The 22,511-nt window shown below is 61.1% G+C and carries 16 protein-coding genes; all 16 read left to right on the forward strand.

The genetic code is table 11. From position 1 onward, the window contains the following. Nucleotides 1–65: 65 nt before the first annotated feature. The 16 genes from MITSMUL_RS01445 to MITSMUL_RS01520 all read left to right on the forward strand — a co-directional run bounded on the left by MITSMUL_RS01445 (nt 66) and on the right by MITSMUL_RS01520 (nt 22,475). On the forward strand, nt 66–716 hold the full coding sequence (locus MITSMUL_RS01445; protein WP_005839279.1) for an IS607 family transposase: 651 nt from the start codon (nt 66–68) through the stop codon (nt 714–716). Further along, nucleotides 655–1,863, forward strand: coding sequence for an RNA-guided endonuclease InsQ/TnpB family protein (locus MITSMUL_RS01450; RefSeq protein ID WP_005839281.1), 1,209 nt, complete (start codon nt 655–657; stop codon nt 1,861–1,863). The genes MITSMUL_RS01445 and MITSMUL_RS01450 overlap by 62 nt, the downstream gene beginning before the upstream one ends. A 217-nt stretch (nt 1,864–2,080) precedes the next feature. Further along, nucleotides 2,081–4,684, forward strand: a complete 2,604-nt coding sequence (mutS, locus tag MITSMUL_RS01455; RefSeq protein WP_040635274.1) for a DNA mismatch repair protein MutS — start codon at nt 2,081–2,083, stop codon at nt 4,682–4,684. Then, entirely contained in the window at nt 4,681–6,648 is a 1,968-nt protein-coding gene (gene mutL / locus MITSMUL_RS01460) for a DNA mismatch repair endonuclease MutL (RefSeq protein WP_005839285.1), read from the forward strand. Before mutS ends, mutL begins: the two co-directional genes overlap by 4 nt. 36 nt (nt 6,649–6,684) lie before the next feature. Next, entirely contained in the window at nt 6,685–7,476 is a 792-nt protein-coding gene (locus MITSMUL_RS01465; RefSeq protein WP_005839287.1) for a class I SAM-dependent methyltransferase, read from the forward strand. A 377-nt stretch (nt 7,477–7,853) separates the two neighbouring features. Next, nucleotides 7,854–9,548: a ribonuclease J gene (locus MITSMUL_RS01470; protein ID WP_005839289.1), complete on the forward strand. Its 1,695-nt coding sequence runs from the start codon at nt 7,854–7,856 to the stop codon at nt 9,546–9,548. A 94-nt stretch (nt 9,549–9,642) separates the two neighbouring features. Beyond that, a complete protein-coding gene (locus MITSMUL_RS01475; protein ID WP_005839291.1) occupies nt 9,643–13,029 on the forward strand; it encodes a DNA polymerase III subunit alpha in 3,387 nt (1,128 codons plus the stop codon). A gap of 228 nt (nt 13,030–13,257) precedes the next feature. Further along, the gene (locus tag MITSMUL_RS01480; protein ID WP_040635712.1) at nt 13,258–14,349 is read left to right on the forward strand and encodes a D-alanyl-D-alanine carboxypeptidase family protein; all 1,092 of its coding nucleotides are present in this window, start codon (nt 13,258–13,260) and stop codon (nt 14,347–14,349) included. A 4-nt stretch (nt 14,350–14,353) separates the two neighbouring features. After that, the gene (locus MITSMUL_RS01485) at nt 14,354–15,106 is read left to right on the forward strand and encodes a pseudouridine synthase (RefSeq protein ID WP_005839295.1); all 753 of its coding nucleotides are present in this window, start codon (nt 14,354–14,356) and stop codon (nt 15,104–15,106) included. Further along, on the forward strand, nt 15,103–16,347 hold the full coding sequence (locus MITSMUL_RS01490) for a BaiN/RdsA family NAD(P)/FAD-dependent oxidoreductase (protein WP_005839299.1): 1,245 nt from the start codon (nt 15,103–15,105) through the stop codon (nt 16,345–16,347). Before MITSMUL_RS01485 ends, MITSMUL_RS01490 begins: the two co-directional genes overlap by 4 nt. A gap of 51 nt (nt 16,348–16,398) precedes the next feature. Next, the gene (aroA, locus tag MITSMUL_RS01495; RefSeq protein WP_005839301.1) at nt 16,399–17,703 is read left to right on the forward strand and encodes a 3-phosphoshikimate 1-carboxyvinyltransferase; all 1,305 of its coding nucleotides are present in this window, start codon (nt 16,399–16,401) and stop codon (nt 17,701–17,703) included. Nucleotides 17,704–17,739: 36 nt separating this feature from the next. Beyond that, complete coding sequence (gene cmk, locus MITSMUL_RS01500) at nt 17,740–18,396, forward strand: (d)CMP kinase (protein ID WP_005839303.1); 657 nt, start codon at nt 17,740–17,742, stop codon at nt 18,394–18,396. 4 nt (nt 18,397–18,400) lie between these two features. Continuing rightward, entirely contained in the window at nt 18,401–19,006 is a 606-nt protein-coding gene (locus MITSMUL_RS01505) for a lysophospholipid acyltransferase family protein (RefSeq protein ID WP_005839305.1), read from the forward strand. 101 nt (nt 19,007–19,107) lie between these two features. Next, nucleotides 19,108–19,935, forward strand: a complete 828-nt coding sequence (gene ispH / locus MITSMUL_RS01510) for a 4-hydroxy-3-methylbut-2-enyl diphosphate reductase (RefSeq protein WP_005839307.1) — start codon at nt 19,108–19,110, stop codon at nt 19,933–19,935. Nucleotides 19,936–19,937: 2 nt separating this feature from the next. Continuing rightward, nucleotides 19,938–20,981 carry a 30S ribosomal protein S1 gene (rpsA, locus tag MITSMUL_RS01515; RefSeq protein WP_040635714.1) on the forward strand — a complete coding sequence of 348 codons (1,044 nt, stop codon included), beginning with the start codon at nt 19,938–19,940 and terminating at the stop codon, nt 20,979–20,981. Between the two features lie 87 nt (nt 20,982–21,068). Beyond that, on the forward strand, nt 21,069–22,475 hold the full coding sequence (locus tag MITSMUL_RS01520; RefSeq protein WP_040635279.1) for a DUF512 domain-containing protein: 1,407 nt from the start codon (nt 21,069–21,071) through the stop codon (nt 22,473–22,475). The last annotated feature ends 36 nt before the right edge of the window (nt 22,476–22,511 follow it).

The following is a 22,511-nucleotide window of genomic DNA, read 5'->3' on the forward strand; positions in this document are numbered from 1 at the left end:
CTCAGGAGCACATAACTGTTAATTAAAACATAGAATATAATAGGTATATATGGTATAATATAAGCATGAATACCTATAAACCGAAAGATTTTGCCAAGATGCTCGGTGTGACGGTCCGGACGCTCCAGAAGTGGGATGTTGCGGGCAAGTTGAAAGCTTTCAGAACCCCGACGAATCGGAGGTTTTATACACAGGAGCAGTTGGATGTGTATATGGGGAACAGCACGAGAGTGCAGAATCAGAAGAAAGTGATCCTATACGCCAGAGTGTCAACGGCAAAGCAGCGTGACGACTTGAAGAACCAAGTGTCCTTCTTGCGCGAATTTGTCAATGCGCGCGGTGTCATTGTCGACCGTGTCATGACAGATATCGGCAGTGGCCTGAATCTCAAGCGGAAACAATGGAATGAACTCATCAAGATGGCAGAGAAAGGCAAAGTGGCCGAAATCTATATCGCACATAAGGATCGGTTCGTCCGCTTCGGCTTTGACTGGTTCGAACGCCATCTGGCCGAGCACGGGGCAAAGATCATTGTCGTCAACAACGAGGACCTCAGTCCGGAACGCGAGATGATCCAAGACCTTATCAGCATCATCCGTATGTTTTCCATCCGTATCCATGGATTGGGGAAATACGAAGGACAGTTGAAAGGGGATGAAACCGTTGCTCAAATCCTTCAAGACCGAACTCCGTCTCACCGAAAGCCAAACGGATAAGGTATGTCGCTCTCTCGGTATCTGCCGCTTTCTCGCGAACCAGTACATCGCCCGCAACATCTGGCTGTACCGCCTGTATCAGCGTGGCGTCCTCGATGAGAAACAGCGCCGTTTCGTCACCGCCAATGACTTCGATAAGTACGTCAATCACGTGCTGAAGAAAAAATTCCCTTGGATTGACCAATGCGGCTCTAAGGCGCGCAAGAAGGTCCTCGTCAATGCGGAGCAGGCGTTCAAGCGCTTCTTCAAAGGGCAGGCGCATTTCCCGCGCTTCAAGCGGAAGAATCAGCAGAATGTAAAGCTCTACTTCCCGAAGAACAACAAGGGGGACTGGACGATCTGGCGACACAAAATCCAGATCCCGACCATCGGTAGGGTACGCCTAAAGGAATTTGGCTACCTGCCGCAGGGCGTGACCATCAAGAATGGGCATGTCTCCTATGAAGCGGGCCGCTACTACGTCTCTGTCACAGCAGAGATTGATGAGATGAGCCGCTACAACAATGACCTAGAAGCATCGTACCGTCCGCAGTCGGATGGCATCGGTGTGGACCTTGGTGTCAAATCGCTTGCCATCGTCAGCGACGGCAGGATTTTTGAAAATATCAATACGTCTTCCCGAGCCAGACGGCTCGAGAAGCGGCTGAGAAGAGAGCAGAGGCGCCTCAGCCGCAAGTACGAGATGCGAAAGAGGAAAGGTGGTAGTACTGCTACTGCCTCTGCAAACATAGAGAAAAAGAAATCATCGGTACAGAAACTGCATCAGCGGCTGGCGAATCTCCGCCGCAATCACGAGAATCAGGTCATCCACGCACTGGTGGAGCAAAAACCACGTTTCATCACGGTGGAAGACCTCAAAGTGACCGGCATGATGAAGAACCGCCATCTATCGAAGGCCGTGGCGCAGCAGCGCTTTTATTCCTTCCGTGAGAAGTTGCGGCGCAAGGCAGAGATCATCGGGATTGAATTCCGCATCGCGGACCAGTTCTACCCGAGTTCCAAGACCTGCCACGCCTGCGGGCATGTGCATAGCGGCCTGAAACTCAAAGACCGAGTCTACGTCTGCCCCGCATGTGGCTTCACGGAAGACCGCGATTTGAATGCAGCACTGAATCTGCGCGATACGAAGAACTATCGCATCGCCTGATTCACGTTTCACATCTCGATAAATGTACCGATGGCTAGTCGGGAACAGGTCGTTGCCTTGCGAGGCAAGGAACACGGTCAACGCCTTTGGAGTGTACAAGAACTTGTGAGTAGTCTCAGGCTTGTCTGGACAAAAGCATACACGATGAATAAGGAATTTTTCTAGACATAGATAATTTCTATGTTATGCTATGTTTTTAGTAGCAGGTGTAGTATTGATGGAAATGACGCCGATGATGCAGCAGTATCTCGCGACGAAGGAGCAGAATCCAGGAGCAATCCTGTTCTTCCGCCTCGGCGATTTTTATGAGATGTTCTTTGAAGATGCCAAGCTCGTCTCGAAGGAGCTCGGCCTGACGCTGACGAGCCGCAGCAAGGGGCAGGATGCGCCGATGTGCGGCGTGCCGTACCATGCGGCTGAGACGTACGTCAACAAGCTCGTCAAGCGCGGCTACAAGGTGGCCATCGCCGAGCAGATTGGCGACCCGAAGGCGAAGGGGCTGACGAAGCGCGAGGTCATCAAGGTCGTGACGCCGGGCACAATCCTCTCGGAGTCTGCGCTGCAGGCGACGCAGAACAACTACATCGCACTCATCTACGAGACGGGTGAGAAGATCGTGCTCGCGGGCGCCGACATCTCGACGGGCGAGTGCTTCTACGGCATCTACGAGGGCGGCAACCGCCTGCAGATGCTGCTCGATGAGCTCTACCGCTTGATGATGCCGGAGCTCCTGATCGTCGGCAAGCCGTCGTTTGCCAGTGCGCTCAAGGAGTTTGCCGCCCTGCGCCTGCCGCACTGCTCGTTCACGCCGATCGCGGAAGTCTCGCATCATGTCGAGGACCGCATCGTCGAGCACTTCGACGCGGCGACGCGCCCCGCGCAGTCGGAGGCGAAGGAAGCGGTGGCGACGTTGCTCGACTACCTCCACGAGACGGTCCGCACGGACCTCACGCAGCTCAACCAGCTGATGTATCTCGATGCCTCAGAGAACCTCGTCGTCGACACGTACACGCTGCGCAACCTCGAGATCACGCGCAACCTGCGCGACGGCGGCAAGAAGAATACGCTCCTAGATGTCCTCGACTTCACGGAGACGGCGATGGGCAGCCGCCTCTTGAAGAAGTGGCTCGAGTATCCTTTGCTGAGCATCGCGGGCATCACGCAGCGCCTCGACGCGGTCGGAGAGCTCGTCGGCGACTTCTCGCTGCGCGGCGGCGTGCGCGAGGGCTGCCGCGAGATCCACGACTTCGAGCGCCTCCTGACGCGCATCGAGGTCGGCACGGCCAATGCGCGCGACCTCATTGCGCTCAAGATCTCCTTGCGCTGCCTGCCGGGCATCCGCGAGAAGCTGCAGGGCGCGAAGTCTTCGATGCTCAAGCAGGCCGAGGCGAAGGTGGAGACCTTCGATGTTCTCGTCGACCTCTTGGAGCGCGCCATCGTCGAGGACCCGGGCATCAGCCTGCGCGAGGGCGGCATCATCAAATCGGGCTACAACGAAGAGCTCGATGAGTACCGCCGCATCTCGCACGACAGCAAGGCGATGCTGCAGGAGATCGAGGAGCGCGAGAAGGAGCAGACGGGCATCAAGGCGCTGAAGATCGGCTACAACAAGGTATTCGGCTACTACATCGAGGTGCGCCACAGCGGCGCGGACCGCGTGCCAGACCGCTACATCCGCAAGCAGACGCTCGCGAATGCGGAGCGCTACATCACGGAGGAGCTCAAGGAGTTCGAGACGAAGATCCTCGGCGCGCAGGAGAAGATCGTCAACATCGAGTACAATCTCTTCACGGAGGTCCGCGAGACCATCAAGGCGCATCTGACGGAGATCCAGCAGACGGCGCACGAGATCGCGCTCGTCGATGTGCTCGCGAGTCTCGCGGAGGCGGCCAGCAGCTACAACTACGTGCGCCCGCAGATGCGGACGGACGGCGTCATCGACATCAAGGACGGCCGCCATCCGCTCGTGGAGCGCATCCTGACGCGCGACCTCTTCGTGCCGAACGATGCGCATCTCGACCATCAGGACTGCGAGATCATGCTGATCACGGGCCCGAACATGGCGGGCAAGTCGACGTACATGCGCCAGGTGGCACTTTTGACGCTCATGGCGCAGATCGGCAGCTTCATCCCCGCGCGCGAGGCTTCCATCTCGCCGGTCGACCGCATCTTCACGCGCATCGGCGCGAGCGATGACCTCGTCAGCGGCCAGAGCACCTTCATGGTGGAGATGAATGAGGTCGCGCAGATCCTCAAGTACGCGACGAAGGACAGTCTCGTCATCCTCGACGAGATCGGCCGCGGTACGAGCACGTTCGACGGCATGAGCATCGCGCGCGCCGTCATCGAGCACATCGAGAAGAAGGTTCACGCCAAGACGCTGTTTGCGACACACTACCATGAGCTCACGGACCTCGAGGACGACAAGATCAAGAACTTCTGCGTGGCCGTCAAGGAGCGCGGCAATCAGGTGGCCTTCCTGCGGCGCATCGTGCCCGGTGCGGCCGACAAGTCGTACGGCATCCACGTCGCGCGGCTCGCAGGCCTGCCGAAATCCGTCACGAGCCGCGCCGAGGAGATCCTCGCGATGCTCGAGGCAGAGGCACCGGATGCAGCGGCCGTGCCGTCTGCCAAAGCGGCGCCAGCGGCAGGCAGCGCGGCAAAAGCAGAGCCTGCCGCACCGGCTATGGGCTCGCTCTTTGCCTCGAGCCTCAGCGACACGCTGCTCTCGCTCGACGTCATGACGATGACGCCGCTCGAGGCAATGAATGCGCTCTATAAGCTGCAGGAGCAGGCAAAAGGGGAGGCGGGTAAAGCATGACCATCCATGTACTCGACGACAATACCATCAACAAGATCGCGGCGGGCGAGGTCGTAGAGCGGCCGGCGTCTGTCATCAAGGAGCTCATCGAGAACGCGATGGATGCGGGGGCGACCCGCATCGAGGTGGAGATCATGGCGGGCGGCACGAGTTTCATGCGCGTGACGGACAACGGCAGGGGCATGAGCGCCGAGGATGCGCACCTCGCCATCCTGCGCCATGCGACGAGCAAGATCCGCGAGGTCGGCGACCTCAACACGATCGGCACGCTGGGCTTCCGCGGTGAGGCACTGCCGACGATCGCCTCCGTCTCGCGCTTCACGCTGCTGACGCGCCGCGAGGGCGACGACCTCGGCACGCGCGTGACCATCACGGGTGGCAGGGAGCCGGACTTCATCGAGGCGGGCTGCAATATCGGCACGACGGTCAAGGTGGAAGACCTCTTCTTCAACACGCCGGCGCGCAAGAAGTTCCTCAAGACGAATCACACAGAGGGCGCGCGCATCAATGACTTCATCGTCAAGCTCGCGCTCTCGCGCCCCGACATCGAGTTCCACTTCATCAACAACAACAAGATGTCCGTCGTGACGCCGGGCACGGGCAACCTCTACGACACGATACAGGCCATCTACGGGGACAAGACAGCAGACTCGCTTTTAGGGCTCACGCTCGAGGACGAGGACATCAAGATCTCCGGCTACATCACGAAGCCGTCGATGCTCAAGAGCAGCCGCGCCTGGCAGACGTATATCGTCAACTCGCGCATCATCCAGAACCGTGCAATCGCCAAGGCCATCGACAACGCCTACAAGTCGCTGATCCCGAAGAGCGGCTTCCCGCTGGCGGTCCTCTGCATCGAGGTGCCGCAGCGCACGATTGACGTCAACGTGCACCCACAGAAGAGCGAGCTCAAGTTCGAGGATGAGAGCCGCATCTTCAAGGCCGTCTACAAGGCTGTGCTCGACGCCATCCGGCCGGCGGGCCGGGGACTCGGCGAGGTGGCCGCCGTCGTCGAGAAGCCGGAGCAGCACGTGACGATGGAGCCCATGCAGTTCGTGCCGGCGACGGAGCCGCTCGCCGAGCCCATCATCCCGCAGTGGCCGCAGGCAGCTGCAGCGAGCCCCATAGCGGCGCAGAGCAAGCCTAAGACCATCTACGAGGCCGTGCACCGCACGGCACCGTCCGCCGCATCTTCGCTGGCCGGCTTCTCTGATACACAAGAGAGTCTGCGCCGCGAGCGCGAGGCCGCTGTTCCTCTGCACGATATCCATGCGGCTCATCCCGTGTTGGAAGGCACGGTAGCAGAGACGGCGGCAGCGCCTCTGTCATCTGCGCAAGAGACGCCGTGCGCTGAGGGAGAAAAGGGAGAGCGGCTCCAGTACGAGGGTACGGTCGTGCCAATCGGCCAGGTTGACCTGACCTACATCATCGCGCAGGACGCCAAGGGGCTCTACATCGTCGACCAGCATGCGGCGCACGAGCGCATCCTCTTCGACAAGTTCTCGGCGATGGCGGGCGACATCCCTTCGCAGCAGCTGCTCGTCCACCAGATCCTGACGTTTGACCGCAAGGAGTCGGAGCTCGTCGAGGCGCATCAGGAGCTCTTTGCCTCGCTCGGCTTCCACATGGAGATGAGCGGCGAGCGCGAGTTCCGCCTCATCGAGGTGCCGGCCGACGTGCCCGTCAGCGAAGCGGAGGACATCATCCGCGAGATCCTGACGAATCTCATGGACATGCACGAGACGACGGCGAAGGAGATCCGGCAGGCATGCCTCGCGACGACGGCTTGCCGCGCAGCCATCAAGGCCGGCGAGGAGCTGAGCTTCCGCCAGATGCAGATCATCCTCGACGCGCTCGCGCACACGGATTTCCCTTACACCTGCCCGCATGGGCGCCCGACCATCCTGAAGTTCAGCAGCGAAGAGCTGGCCAAGATGTTCAAGCGCACGGGCTTTGGCTTTTGATACGATACAGATAGGATACAGTTGGAGGATGATACGATGGTTCAGGCAATCGCGACGACGGGCCGCAAGTGCAGCGAGGATGCCGTCGCCCTGGCGAAGTGGGCGGCAGAGCATGCGGGGATTCCCTACGTGCCGCGCGCGAATCTCTCGGGCAAGGCACTGCGCGAGCGCTATGGGGTCGACTTCATCCTGGTCGCGAAGCAGGGCCTCCTGACGCTCTCGACGCCATCCGGCGACCTCTTCTTCCACCCGAACATGGCGCATCTGCGCCTCAAGAACCTGCGCTTCGGCAGCGCGGGCACGGGTGACCGCATGGTCGAGGCCATGGACCTCTCGCGCAGCATGAGCGTGCTCGACTGCACGCTGGGCTTCGGCGCGGATGCGATCGTCGCGAGCTTTGCGGTCGGTCCGGAAGGGCGGGTCACGGGCATCGAGTCGCAGCCGCTCATCGAGACGGTCGTAGGCTACGGCCTCGCGCACTTCAAGGCGGAGAACTGGCCGATACAGGAGGCCATGCGCGGCATCCGCACGGTCTGCGCGGACGCCTTCGACTATCTGAAGGAGCAGCCGGATGATTCCGTCGACGTCGTCTACTTCGACCCGATGTTCCGCCATCCGCTGCTCGAGAGCCGCAGCCTCTCGCCGCTGCGCACGGCGGCCAACCACGAGCCGGTCTCAGAGGTGATGATCGAGGAGGCCTGCCGCGTGGCAAGGCGCCGCGTCGTCTTCAAGGAGAACGCGCGCAGTTTGGAGTTTGAGCGCCTCGGCTTCACGAAGATCATGGGCGGCCGCTATAGCAAGGTCCACTACGGCGTGCGCATCCTCTGATGCTCGGGTGGGCAGATGCATCAAGGTGCATATGGTATACTTTTTTGCGACACTTCCATCTGGAAGTGTCTTTTTACATTGATTTATGGGCGCCTTGATGATAAAATAAAAAAGAATGATTTGATCGGATAAAAACTTCATACTACCATTCCTGCGCGACGTTCATCATGACAGATGCCTTGCATCGTGTGAGGCAGCACGGATTCTTGTCATGGTTATGGGAACGCTTTCTTAGCGCGTCTAACGCATTTAGCACGTCATCGGAGAAGAGAAGCAGGGCAGGAAGGAACGATAGGGGATTTCTATCCAGCAACCATACGCAACGTATATCAAAATAAAGATGTATCATAAATTTTGCATTTGCATTCTGCTATGAGATGCAGCAAACACTTTGGAGGTGTACTTTTTTGGCTAAAGGAGCACAAAAATTACAGATCATCCCTCTCGGAGGCCTGGGGGAGATCGGCAAGAATATGACCGTCATCCGCGTGGATGATGAGATCCTCGTCATCGATGCGGGACTGATGTTCCCGGATGAAGACATGCTCGGCATCGACCTCGTCATCCCGGATATCAACTACCTCATTGAGAACAAGGACAAGATCAAGGCCATCGTGCTGACGCACGGCCACGAGGACCACATCGGCGCGCTGCCGTACGTCCTCAAGAAGATCAACGTGCCGGTCTACGGCACGCGCCTGACGCTCGGCATCCTCGAGGGCCGTCTCAAGGAGAACGGCGTCGACTCGAGCAACCTGCACTCGGTCATGCAGGGCGACATCATCAACGTCGGCTGCTTCAGCGTCGGCTTCATCCGCGTCAACCACTCGATCCCGGATGCCGTCGGACTCTCCATCAAGACGCCGGTCGGCATGATCGTGCACACGGGTGACTTCAAGCTCGACTACACGCCGATTGACGGCAAGATGACGGACTTCCGCCGCTTCTCCGACCTCGGCAACCGCGGCGTCCTCGTGCTCATGGCGGATTCGACGAATTCGGAGCGCGAGGGCCATACGCCGTCGGAGCGCACGGTCGGGGCGGCCTTTGACCGCGCCTTCCACAATGCGCGCGGCCGCATCATCGTCGCGACGTTCTCGTCGAACGTCCACCGCATCCAGCAGGTCATCGACACGGCCGTCCGCTACAAGCGCCACGTCGCCGTGCTCGGCCGCAGCATGGTCAACGTCGTCAACATCTCTTTGGAGCTCGGCTACATCACGGCGCCTGAGGGCACGATCGTCGACATCGATGAGATCCACAACTACCGCATGGAGCAGATGGTCATCATCACGACGGGTAGCCAGGGCGAGCCGATGTCGGCACTGACGCGCATGTCGATGAGCGACCACCGCAAGGTCGGCATCGTGCCGGGCGACACGGTCATCATCTCGGCAACGCCGATCCCGGGCAATGAGAAGCTCGTCTCGAAGACGATCGACAACCTCATGAAGCTCGGTGCCAACGTCATCTACGGCCGCAACCAGGGCATCCACGTCTCGGGCCATGCGAGCCGCGAGGAGCTCAAGCTCATGCACAACCTCGTGCGCCCGAAGTTCTTCATCCCGGTCCACGGCGAGTACCATCACCTCGTGCAGCACGCCCGACTCGCGCGCGAGCTCGGCATGCCGAAGGAGAACATCTTCATCAGCGAGAACGGCCAGATTCTCGAGTTCACGCGTGACAAGGGCCAGGTGGCCGGCAAGGTCACGGCCGGCATGGTCATGGTCGACGGCCTCGGCGTCGGCGATGTCGGCAATATCGTATTGCGCGACCGCCGCCAGCTCTCGCAGGACGGCATCCTGATTGTCGTCGTCACGATGAACAAGCAGACGCACCGCGTCGTCTCGGGTCCGGATATTGTCTCGCGCGGCTTCGTCTACGTGCGCGAGTCGGAGGCCCTGATGGACGAGGCCACGGCACGCGTGCAGCAGGCACTCGACCGCTGCGAAGACGAGAAGGTCAAGGAGTGGGCTGCCATCAAGTCGAATGTGCGCGATGCGCTGGGCCGCTACCTCTTCGAGAAGACGCGCCGCCGCCCGATGATCCTGCCGATCATCATGGAGGTCTGAGGCCAGCACCATATGGAATTTGAGCCGGAGCATCGTCTCCGGCTTTTCTGCTGATTATATCGTGATTCTATCGTAAACGGGAAGGAGTGAAAGCATGCCGTTTACCCATCTCCATGTCCACACGGAGTTCAGCCTGCTCGACGGTGCGAGCCGCATCAAGGAACTCATCGAGACGACGAAAGCGCTCGGCATGGACAGTATCGCCATCACCGACCACGGCGCCATGTACGGCGTCATCGACTTCTACAAAGAGGCAAAGAAGCAGGGCGTGAAGCCCATCATCGGCTGCGAGGTCTACGTGGCCCCTGGCGCGCGCCAAGAACACCGCGAGGTCAATGGCGTCCGCTACTACCACCTGATCTTGCTCGCGGAGAACCAGACGGGCTACCGCAACCTCGTCAAGCTCGTCTCGCTGGCCAACGTTGAGGGCATGTACTATAAGCCGCGCGTCGACAAGGACCTCCTGCGCCAGTACCACGAGGGCATCATCTGCCTCTCGGCCTGCATCGCCGGCGAGATCCCGCGCGCCATCCTGCAGGACAACATGGAGCGCGCCGACGCGCTCGTGCGCGAATACCTCGAGATCTTCGGCCGCGAGAACTTCTTCCTCGAGATCCAGAACCACGGCTTGCCGGAGGAGCGCAAGGCCAACGCCGGCCTCGTCGAGCTCGCCAAGAAGTACGATGTCGGGCTCGTCGCGACGAACGACCTGCACTACGTGCACCGCGAGGACAGCGAGTTCCACGACATCCTGCTCTGCATCCAGATGAACAAGACGTTCGACGATCCTGACCGCATGCGCTTCGCGAGCGACGACTACTACCTGAAGTCGCCGGAGGAGATGGCGGCGCTGTTTCCTGACCTGCCGGAGGCCATTGCCAATACGGAGAAGATCGCTGCGCGCTGTAAGGTCGACTTCGAGTTCGGCCACCTGCAGCTGCCGTATTACCCGATCCCAGCGCCGTATGCCGACGATGAAGCCTACCTGCGTCACCTCTGCGAGGAGAACCTGCCGCGCCGCTACGCAACGGTCACGGAGAAAATCCGCGAGCGCCTCGAGTACGAGCTCGGCATCATCCACCGCATGGGCTATGACAGCTATTTCCTCATCGTCTGGGATTTCATCAATTACTCGCGCGAGCACGGCATCGGCGTCGGCCCGGGCCGCGGCTCGGCCGCCGGCAGCATCGTCGCCTACCTGCTCGGCATCACGAACCTCGACCCGCTGAAGTACGACCTGCTCTTCGAGCGCTTCCTCAATCCGGAGCGCGTGACGATGCCAGATATCGATGTCGACTTCGACTACATCCAGCGCGGCAAGGTCATCGACTACGTCAAGGAGCGCTACGGCTATGACCACGTCGCGCAGATCGTCACCTTCGGCACGATGGCGGCGAAGGGCGCCATCCGCGATGTCGGGCGCGTGCTCAACCTGCCGTATGCGGAGGTGGCGGAGATCGCGAAGCTCGTGCCGAATGAGCTTAAGATCACGCTCGACAAGGCGATGCAGGAGTCGGCCGACTTCCGCAAGGCGTACGAGAGCAGTGAGGACGTCCACCGGCTCATCGACCTCGCGCGCAAGATCGAGGGTCTGCCGCGCCACTCGTCGACGCATGCCGCCGGCGTCGTGATTGCGCGCCATCCGCTGACGGACTACGTGCCGGTCTCCATCTCGGAGGGCACGCTCGTCACGGAGTACGACAAGGACCACGTCGAGGAACTCGGCCTTCTCAAGATGGACTTCCTCGGCCTGCGCACGCTGACGGTCATCAGCGACACCATCGCGAACATCGAGAAGAGCCGCCATGAGAAGGTTGACATTGACAAGATCCCGCTGACAGACGGGCTGACCTCGAAGATGCTCTGCGAGGGCAAGACGGGCGCGGTGTTCCAGATGGAGTCGGCCGGCATGACGCAGCTCGTGCGCGACCTCGCACCCGAGAACTTCGCCGACCTCATCCCGCTCGTCGCGCTCTACCGTCCGGGCCCATTGGGCAGCGGTATGGTCGAGGACTTCATCAAGGGGCGCCATGGGGAGAAGGAAGTCACCTACATGCACCCGCTGCTAGAGCCCATCCTCAAGGAGACGTTCGGCGTCGTGCTCTATCAGGAGCAGGTCATGCAGATCGTGCAGGTGCTCGCGGGCTTCACGCTCGGACAGGCCGACCTCTTGCGCCGCGCGATGGGCAAGAAGAAGCACGAGATCCTGATGGCGCAGAAGGAGAACTTCCTCGATGGCTGCGAGAAGAACCACATTGATGCGGGTCTTGCCAACACGATCTTCGACCTCTTGACGCACTTCGCCGACTACGGCTTCAACAAGTCGCACAGTGCGGCGTACGCGCTCGTCGCCTGGCAGACGGCCTACCTCAAGGCGCACTACCCGGCGGAGTTCATGGCGGCGATGCTCACGAGCATCATGGACACGCCGAAGGTCTCGACCTACATCGAGCTCTGCCGCCGCATGGGCATCAAGATCCTGCCGCCGGATATCAATGCGAGCTCCGCCTACTTCAGCGTCGACGGGGATGCCATCCGCTTCGGCCTCGCCGCCGTGCGCAATGTCGGCGAGACGGCCATCGAGAATGTCGCGCGCATCCGCGAGACGGGCGGCCCCTTCAGCTCGCTCTCGGACTTTTGCCGCCGCGTCGACATGCGCGTCGTCAACCGCCGCGTCATCGAGAGTCTCATCAAGTGCGGCGCGTTCGACTCGTTCGGCGCGAAGCGCAGCCAGCTCCTGGCTGTCCTGCCGCAGACCGTCATGGAAGCGGCCCAGCAGCAGAAGGACGCCGTGAGCGGCCAGATGGGCCTCTTCTCCGATGAGACGATTGAGGAGACGGGCATGCTGCAGCTGCCGGACATCGATGAAGTGCCGAAGGCAGAGCGGCTGCGCTGGGAGAAGGAGGCGACGGGCTTCTACATCACGGGCCATCCGCTGGACCAGTACGCGGCAAAGCTCGAGAACCTGCCGCGCATCGGCAGCCTGCAGCCGGATACCGTGCGCGACAAGCAGGTCGTGCGCATCGGCGGTATGCTGACGGAGGCAAAGCGCATCACGACAAAGAAGGGGGACACGATGTGCTTCGCGACGGTCGAGGACTTCACCGACTCCATCGAGGTCACGGTCTTCCCGCGCACGTTCTACCAGAATATGAACCTGCTCGTGCCCGACACGCCTGTCGTCGTGCAGGGACACATCGACATGACGGACGAGACGGTCAAGCTCATCGCCGATTCGGTCTGGGCACTCAAGGACTACCGCTTCGCCTACTACATCGAGCTGCCGGCAGGCGGCCTGCCCGAGGCGAAGCGCACGGAGATGAAGCAGCTCATCGCCGCGCATCACGGCGACTACGCGACGTTCTTCCACTCGGGCGGTCACTGGCAGAAGGCCCGCGAGAATTTCTGGCTCGATGATGCAGCCGAGACATTTGAACAGCTTACGGCCATCGTCGGTGCGGGAAAAGTCCGGAAACGCTGAGCGCGGCTTATTGCGGGGAGCGGGAATGGATGATAAAATAGGGATGATTTATCCTTCTCCCCGATGTATATTTGAGGGAAAATGAGGGAATACAAGGAGTTTGAATTCAGATTGAAACAGAGAAGAATCGGCCGTCTCCTGCTCGCGGGCGGGCTCGCTCTGGCATTTTTCGTGCCACAGATCGCTGCCACGCCGGTACAGGCAGAGGCCGTCTATGATATCAAGGAGATGCCGCGCCCCGATATCCCGGGACTCGTCATCAGTCCCGATGATCCATTGCAGAATCTGACGGCGCGCTCGGCTGTCGTCATCGATGCCGCATCGGGCCAGGTCATCTACGAGCGCAACAAGGACGAGCGCCGCTTCCCGGCCAGCACGACGAAGATCATGACGCTCATCCTGGCGCTCGAACATTCCAACATGGATGACATGGTGACGGTCAGCAGCAATGCCGCCGGCACGGAGGGCTCGACGCTCTGGCTCGAGGCGGGCGAGAAGATCCGCATGGGCGACCTGCTCTACGGTATGATGATGCACTCCGGCAATGATGCGACGGTCGCTGTCGCGGAGCACATCGCGGGCTCCGTCGACAAGTTCGCCGCGATGATGACCGCGAAGGCGCACGAGATCGGCGCCGTCAATACGAACTTCGCCAACGCCAACGGCCTGCCGCGCGAAGACCACTACACGACGGCCTACGACCTCGCGAAGATCACGGCCTACGGCTACCGCGTGCCGGGCTTCGAGCAGATTGTCAGCACGAAGGAGATTGACTTCGACTGGGTCAAGGACCCGTCGCACCATCTGCGCAACGAGAACCAGATGCTCTGGCTCTATCGCGGCGCCAACGGCGTCAAGACGGGCTACACGGATGCCGCTGGCCGCTGCCTCGTCTCGGGCGCGAAGAAGGACGGGCTGCAGCTCGTCGCCGTCGTGCTCGACTCGGTCTACATGTGGAACGACTCGATCAAGCTGCTCGACTACGGCTTCGCGCATGTTGAGCCGGACACGATTGTCAAAGAAGGCGATACGGTGGGCTATGCTAATGTCGCAGGCGGCACGGGCCGCAAGCTGCCCCTGAAGGCCGCCGAGACGCTGACGCTCGCCAAGCTCAAGGGCGAGGGCGAAGCCTACAAGACGCGCATCGAGGCCGATGACCTGCGCGCGCCCATCAAGGAGGGCGATACTGTCGGCCGCCTCGTCGTGGAGCTCGACGGCAAAGAAGTTGCTTCGACCGACCTGCTCGCGGGAGCGGACATCACGCGCCGCTCGTTCTTCCTGACGGTCTGGAACTTCCTGCGGTCACTGGTGAAAGGATGAGTGCATGATGCAAGAGGAACGCCTGCAGAAGATCATCAGCCAGGCCGGCATCGCCTCGCGGCGCGCGGCGGAGAAGATGATCCTGGAGGGCCGCGTCCGGGTTGACGGCCAAGTTGTGCGCGAGCTCGGCACGAAGGTCGACCCTGCGGCGCACACGATACTGGTCGACGGCAAGAAAATCGCGGGCGAGGAGCAGCACGTCTACCTGCTGCTCAACAAGCCGAAGGGGTATCTCTCGACGGCGAAGGACGACCGCGGGCGCCGCACGGTACTCGACCTGCTGCCGGAGGTCCGCGAGCGCGTCTATCCGGTCGGCCGCCTCGACAACAACACGGAGGGCCTGCTGCTCATCACGAACGACGGTGCTCTGATGAACGGCCTGCTGCACCCGCGCTTCGAGGTCGAGAAGACGTATCATGCGGGCGTGACGGGGAAGCTGACCGAGGAAAAGCTCCAGATGCTCCGGGACGGGCTGCTGCTCGAGGACGGCATGACGGCTCCGGCGAAGGTCAGCCTGCTACCGGAGCGCGAGCCCGGTGAACGCGTGCGAGGTCTCACGCGCGCTGCGATAACGATCCACGAGGGGCGCAATCGCCAGGTCCGCCGCATGTTCGCGGCTGTCGGCTGCGATGTCAAGTCCTTGAAGCGCGTGCGCTTTGCCGGCCTGACGCTCAAGGGCGTCGCGCGCGGCCAGCACCGCGCCCTGACGGAAGAAGAAGTCAGCAGCCTCTATCGATTGGCGGGGTGTACGAGATGAAACAGATTCTAGTCATAGGAGCCGGCCCGGCCGGCATGATGGCCGCCATCCGCGCGGCCGAGAACGGTGCGGAAGTCACGCTGCTCGAGAAGATGAAGCGGCCCGGCCGCAAGATGATGATCACGGGCAAGGGGCGCTGCAACATCACGAATGCGGCCGACGTCCCCGAGATCATCCGGAACATCCACGGCAACGGCGCCTTCCTCAATAGCTCGATGCGCGCCTTCGACAACCGGGATGTCATGGACTTCTTTGTCGAGCAGGGTGTGCCTGTCAAGGTCGAGCGCGGCAACCGCGTCTTTCCCGTCAGCGACAAGGCGCAGGATGTCGTCGATGCGATGGTGCACCGGCTGCACGAGCTCGGTGTCCGCATCGAGCTCGAGATGCCCGTTACGGACATCCTGCTGCAGGAAGGCCGTGTCGCGGGCGTGCGCACGAAGTCGGGCGCGCATTACAAGGCCGACGCCGTAATCCTCGCGGTGGGCGGCGCCTCGTACCCGGGCACGGGCTCGACGGGCGACGGCTATGCGATGGCGAAGAAGCTCAGCCACACAATCGTGCCGCTGCAGCCCTCGCTCGTGCCGCTCGAGACAGAGGAGGAGTGGGTCAAGGATGTACAGGGCCTCTCCCTGCGCAATGTCCGCGCTACGCTGCTCGCCGATGGCGGGAAGGTGCAGGAGATGTTCGGCGAGATGATGTTCACGCACTTCGGCGTGACGGGCCCCATCATCCTATCGATGAGCCGTCAGGCTGCCAAGTGCCTCGCAGACGGGAAGTTCGTCGAGCTTGAGCTCAATCTCAAGCCGGCCCTGACGCCGGAGAAACTCGATGCGCGCGTCCAGCGCGACTTCGAGCAGTACATCCGCAAGTCGCTGAAAAACGGCCTCATGGACCTCCTGCCGCACAAGCTCATCGAGCCGGTGCTCGACTGCGCCTACCTCGACCCCGAAAAGCCGGTGCACCAAGTCACGGCGGAGGAGCGCCATCGCCTGGTCGAGACGCTGCAGCATCTGACGCTGACCATCACGAAGACGCGGCCGCTTGCGGAGGCCATCGTGACGGCCGGCGGCGTCTCCGTGCGGGAGATCAACCCGAAGACGATGGAGTCGAAGCTCGTGCCGGGGCTCTACTTTGCCGGCGAGGTCGTCGATGTCGACGCCTACACGGGCGGCTATAACCTGCAGGCGGCGTTCTCGATGGGCAATGCGGCGGGCTGCTGGAGCGTCTGGAACGATGACTGATACATGGATTTTGCATGATACCTGATAGATGAATGGAGTGGAGGAACCTCTATGGAAAATACGAAAACGATTGCCAAGGCAAGGCAGGGGCTGCACGGTACGATCGAGATCCCCGGCGACAAGTCCATCTCGCACCGCAGCGTCATGTTCTCGGCACTCGGCTCGACACCGGTGCACATCACGAACTTCCTGCACGCGCAGGACTGCCTCTCGACAGCGGCCTGCATGAAGGCGCTAGGCGCCTCGGTCGAGTTCGAGTCGGAGACGGCGCTCGTGGTCTGCGGCCACGGTCTGCACGGTCTTAAGGAAGCCTCCACGATCATCGACGCGGGCAACTCGGGCACGACGCTGCGCCTCATGATGGGCATCCTCGCGCCGCAGCCGTTCCTGACGACCTTCACGGGCGACGCCTCGCTGCACAAGCGCCCGATGGGCCGCGTCATCAAGCCCCTCTCAGCGATGGGCGCGAAGATCTACGGGCGCGAGAACAACACGAAGCTGCCCATCACCATCGTGCCGGCAGAGAGCCGCCTGCACGGGATGGTCTACGAGAGCCCTGTCGCGAGCGCGCAGGTCAAGTCGGCCATTCTTCTGGCCGGCATGTACGCAGACGGCCCGACGACGGTCGTCGAGCCGTTCACCTCGCGCGACCACACGGAGCGCATGCTCGAGGCCTTCGGCGTCGAGACGAAGAAAGAGGGCACGGCCGTGACGATCGAGCCGGTCGACTCCTTCCGTGCGCCGGAGGCCATCGAGGTGCCCGGCGACATCAGCTCGGCGGCTTACTGGCTCGTGGCGGGCTCCGTCGTGCCGGGCAGCAGCCTGCTCCTGAAGAATGTCGGCGTCAATCCGACGCGCACGGGCATCCTCGACGTCCTCAAGGCGATGGGCGCTTCCGTCACGCTCGAGAACGAGCGCGTGAGCGGCGGCGAGGCCGCAGCCGACATCCGCGTCGAGGCCGCGAAGCTCCATGGCACGTCGTTTGGTGCAGAGATCATGCCGCGCCTCATCGACGAGATTCCGGTCATCGCCGTGGCGGCGCTTTTCGCCGAGGGCGACACGGTCATCACGGGTGCCGGCGAGCTGCGCGTCAAGGAGACGGACCGCCTGCAGGCCATCACAGACGAATTCAACAAGCTCGCGCCGGGCTCTGTCGAGGCGAGCGAGGACGGTCTCGTCATCCACGGCGGCACGAAGGTGCAGTGTGCCAACTGCTTCTCGTACGACGACCACCGCATGGCGATGTCGCTGGCCATCCTCGGCACGGCCGGCGAGGGCGTGGAGATTGAGCGCCCTGACTGTGTGAACATCTCGTATCCGGCGTTCTACGGTACGCTCGCCCGCCTTCAGGCATGAGCTAGTACATATCAACTTGATTTGGGGGAATCTGTTTTGAAGAAACTCGTAGTAGCAATCGACGGGCCGGCCGGCGCCGGCAAGAGCACGGTGGCACAGCTGGCCGCCAAAGAGCTCGGCTATACGTACATCGACACGGGCGCCATGTACCGCGCCGTCGCTTGGAAGGTCCTGCAGCAGGGCGGGGAAGTCACGGACGAGAAGATCCTCGCCGTCATCCCCGACATCGACGTGGACCTCTCGTACGAGAACGGCAAGACGACCGTGCGCGTCGACGGGCAGGATGTGACGGGCGAGATCCGCACGCCAGAGGTCAGCCACATCGTCTCGCAGGTGGCGGCACTCGGCCCCGTGCGCGAGAAGATGGTCGACCTGCAGCGCAAGATGGCAGAGCGCGGCGGCGTCCTCATGGACGGCCGCGATATCGCGACGAATGTGCTGCCGGGCGCCGACGTCAAGATCTACCTGACGGCATCCATCGCGGAGCGCGCGAACCGCCGCTACAAGGAACTGCGCGAGAAGGGGCTCGCGGTGAACCTCGCCGACATCGAGCACGACATCGCCGCGCGCGACAAGGCCGATATGGAGCGGGAGATCTCGCCGCTCGTCCAGGCAGAGGACGCGACGCTCCTAGACACGACGGGCATGACGATCCCCGAGGTCGTCGCGCGCATCATCGGAATGTGCAGGTGATACGATGCTCTACACAATCCTTCGCATCATCTTTGCTATCTTCTTCCAGGTCCTGTTTCGCGCCAAGACGTACGGCAAGGAACATCTGCCCGCAGAAGGGCCGGTCATCCTCGCGGCCAACCACATGAGCAACTGGGACCCGCCGCTCCTCGCGACGTTCCTGCCGCGCCCCGTCTCGTACATGGCTAAGATCGAGCTCTTCGAGCATCCGATTTTCGGGGCGGCCATCCGCCGCTGCCACGCCTTCCCCGTGAAGCGCGGCGCGGCGGACCGCGGCGCCATCAAAGCGGCCATCAATGTGCTCAAGCAGGGCCGCGTGCTCGGCCTCTTCCCGGAGGGCACGCGCAGCAAGGACGGCAGGCTCCACAAGGCAGAGGCTGGCGTCGGCTTGCTCGCCGCGATGAGCGGCGCGCCCGTCGTGCCGGCCTGCATCGTCGGCACGGACCGCATCATGCAGCACGGCGGTTTCCTGCCGAAGCTCCGCATCATGTACGGCGAGCCGATGCACTTCACGGGCGACAAGCGCGACAAGGAGCAGCTGGCGGCCTTCTCGCAGGAAATCATGGCACATATCGCGGCCATGCGGGAAGAAATTAAAAAAATTTCCTAAAACCATTTGCCTGACGCCTTGATGCATGATATACTAGGCTATAGATTGTAAAAAAGCCTTTTGGGCGTCTTTGCAATAATATGATTTATGGTGGTAGATGTATGGAAGTCATCTTAGCAGATTATCTTGGCTTTTGCTATGGCGTCAAGCGCGCCATCAAGATTGCCAGAGAGAATGCTTCTGCTGACGGGACTGCCTGTACGCTCGGCCCCATCATCCACAACCCGCAGATGGTTGACCGGCTGCGCCGCGAAGGCGTCGGTTCGGTAGACCGCCTCGAGGAGATGGAGAAGGGGACCGTCATCATCCGCTCGCACGGCGTGGGCCCCGCGGTCTACGACGAGGCGAAGGCGCGCGGCCTTGAGGTCGTGGACGCGACATGTCCGCACGTCAAGAAGGCGCAGCTCTCCGCCAAGGAGCTCGTGGATGAAGGGTACAGTGTGGTCATCATCGGAGAGAAGGAACATCCGGAGGTCAAGAGCATCTTTGAATGGTCTTCTGGAAAGGCACAGATCATCGAGACAGAGGATGAAGCAGAGGCCGTCGAGCCCTGCGGCAAACTCGGCATCGTGTGCCAGACGACGTTTTCCGGAGCGCGATTCCGTCAGATTGTCATGCGCCTTCTTGAGAAGTCGAGGGACATCAGGATCCTGCGAACCATCTGTACGGCGACAGATCAGCGACAGGCCGCTGCCATAGATCTTGCCAGCAAGGTTGACCTCATGTTGGTCATCGGCGGCAAGAACAGTGCCAACACGACAAGGCTCGCACAGCTTTGTTCCGAGAAGTGCCTGACTTACCACATCGAGACTGCGGCAGAGCTGCAGGACGAGTGGTTTGACAAAATAAAAAAAATTGGTATTACAGCTGGTGCTTCTACACCGGACTGGATTATCAAGGAGGTATATAAAAAGTGTCAGAACAGATGAACATGGAAGAGTTATTAGCACAGGAGTCCCTGCCGGATATCCAGGAGCGCACCACTGTAAAAGGTAAGGTCATCCAGGTAAACCGCGACGAGGCTTATGTCGATATTGGATACAAGCAGGAGATCGCAATCCCGAAGCGCGAGCTGGCTTACCCGGCTCCGGAGTCCGCTGAAGATGTCGTCAAAGTCGGCGATGTCATCGACGTCTACGTTGTTTCCCTCGGCGGCGACAACGGCGGCATCCTCTCCAAGGTAAAAGCTGACCGCATGGTCGCTTGGACGGAGATGGAGAAGAAGAAGGAAGCTGGCGAGACGGTCCAGGCTCACATCACGCAGGTTGTCAAGGGCGGCCTCGTTGCCTCCGTCGAGGGTCTGCGCGGCTTCATCCCGGCATCCCAGATGGAACTCCACTTCGTCAAGGATCTCTCCATCTATGTCGGCCAGACGGTCGAGGCTGAGATCATTGAGATCGATGTCCACAAGCAGCGCCTCGTTCTTTCCCGCCGTTCGCTCCTCGAAGCTGAGCGCGCTAAGAAGGAAGAGGAAGTCTTCTCCACGCTCGAAGCTGGCCAGACGGTTCGCGGCACGGTCAAGCGCCTCGTCGACTACGGTGCATTCATCGATATCGGCGGCGTAGACGGCCTCGCACACATCTCGGACCTCGCTTGGCACCGCGTCAAGCATCCGTCGGATGTTCTCGAAGTTGGCCAGGAGCTCGACGTCTATGTCAAGAGCGTTGACCCGGAGAACAAGCGTATCTCGCTGTCCGTCAAGGATACGATGCGTGATCCGTGGTATGATTCCGCTGAGAAGTACAGCGAAGGCCAGATCATCGAAGGCAAAGTCATCAAGCTGACGGACTTCGGTGCATTCATGGAAATCGAGCCGGGCTTCGATGGCCTGATCCCGATGGGCGAGCTCGCTGACAAGCGCATCGAGCGCGCTGACGAAGCCGTACATGTCGGCGATATCGTCCGCGTCAAGATCCTTCGCATCGACACGAAGCGCAAACGCATCTCGCTGTCCATCACGAAGGCTCGCGACTGAGACCTGCGTCTAAAATAAGATAAGACATTCTGAGGAGTGATGATTTTATGCATCACTCCTTTGTTTGTAGTGCAAGAGAGTAAGAATATGAGCAAATACTATCCAGGTATCATCCTGCGCGTCTATCCGGGCAGCTTGGCAGAAGAACTGGAGCTCGTGCCGGGCGACAAGATCCTTGAAATCAACGGGCAGGGACTCCGCGACATCATCGACCTGAGCTTTGCCATGGCCGACGAGGAGATCGACATGCTCGTCGAGCACGCCGACGGCGAGCAGGAGATGATCTCGTTCGAGAAGGAGATCGATGAGGAGCTCGGCGTCGAGTTCGAGTCGGCCGTCTTCGATGGCATCCGCAACTGTGCGAATCACTGCTACTTCTGCTTCGTCGACATGATCGCGCCGAACATGCGCCAGAGCCTCTCCATCAAGGACGACGACTACCGCCTGTCCTTCCTCTACGGCAACTTCGTCACGATGACGAACATGGGGCCGAACGACTTCCGGCGCATCAAGCAGTTCCACCTGTCGCCGCTCTTCGTCTCGGTGCAGTGCATGAATCCGGAACTGCGCGCACAGATGCTGCGCTGCCCCGGCGCGGCAAAGATCGCGGAGCAGCTCGACAACCTCGAGGCGGCCGGCGCCGATTACCACACACAGGTCGTGCTCTGCGCCGGTCTCAACGACGGCGCGGAGCTCGAACGCACGATCCGCGAGGTCGTCGCGCGGCGGCCGCACGCCCTGTCGCTGGCCATCGTGCCCGTAGGCATCACGAAGTACCGCACGGACCCCTTCCCCTTGCACCAGTTCGATGCGGAGGGGGCCGCGCGCGTCATCGACGAGGTCGAAAAGTGGCAGAAGAAGATACAAGAGGAGGGGCGCACCTTCATCTACCTCGGCGATGAGTTCTACTTCCTCGCCGGGCGCCCCGTGCCGCCGACTTCGTTCTACGATGGCTTCCCGCAGCTCGACAACGGCATTGGCCTCACGCGCAATTTCATCAACGACTGGGAGAAAGAGTCCGAAGCGCACGGGGAGACTGCGCCGTATGAGGCGCCCGTCTATCTCGACGTCGTCACGGGCACGGCCGTTGCGCCCGTCATGCAGGAGCTCGCAGAGAAGGCCGAGGCCGAGCAGCCGAACCTTCACGTGCGCATCGTGCCGGTCGAGAACAAGCACTTCGGCACGACGGTCAACGTCTCCGGCCTGCTGACGGCGCACGACATCATCGAGCAGCTCAAGGCGCTCTCGGGACCACGCTCGGGCATCCTCATACCGGAGCCCGCACTGCGCTCGGGCGAGGACATCTTCCTCGACGATGTGAGCCTCACGGCTATGCGCGAAGAATTCCCCGCGAGCCGCATCGAGCCCGTGCAGACGGGGGGCGACTACTACCGCGCCTTGCTGGACTGGCCGCACTACGCGAAGCGCCGCGCGGGTGAGACGTCCTACATGTGGCAGAGCAACGCGGGCTATACGAAGAACATCCAGTACTGATTTTGACTTTGATTTTATATAGAAAGAGGGATGAAT

Origin of the sequence: Mitsuokella multacida DSM 20544 (genome assembly GCF_000155955.1) — a bacterium.
Lineage (GTDB): Bacteria > Bacillota > Negativicutes > Selenomonadales > Selenomonadaceae > Mitsuokella > Mitsuokella multacida.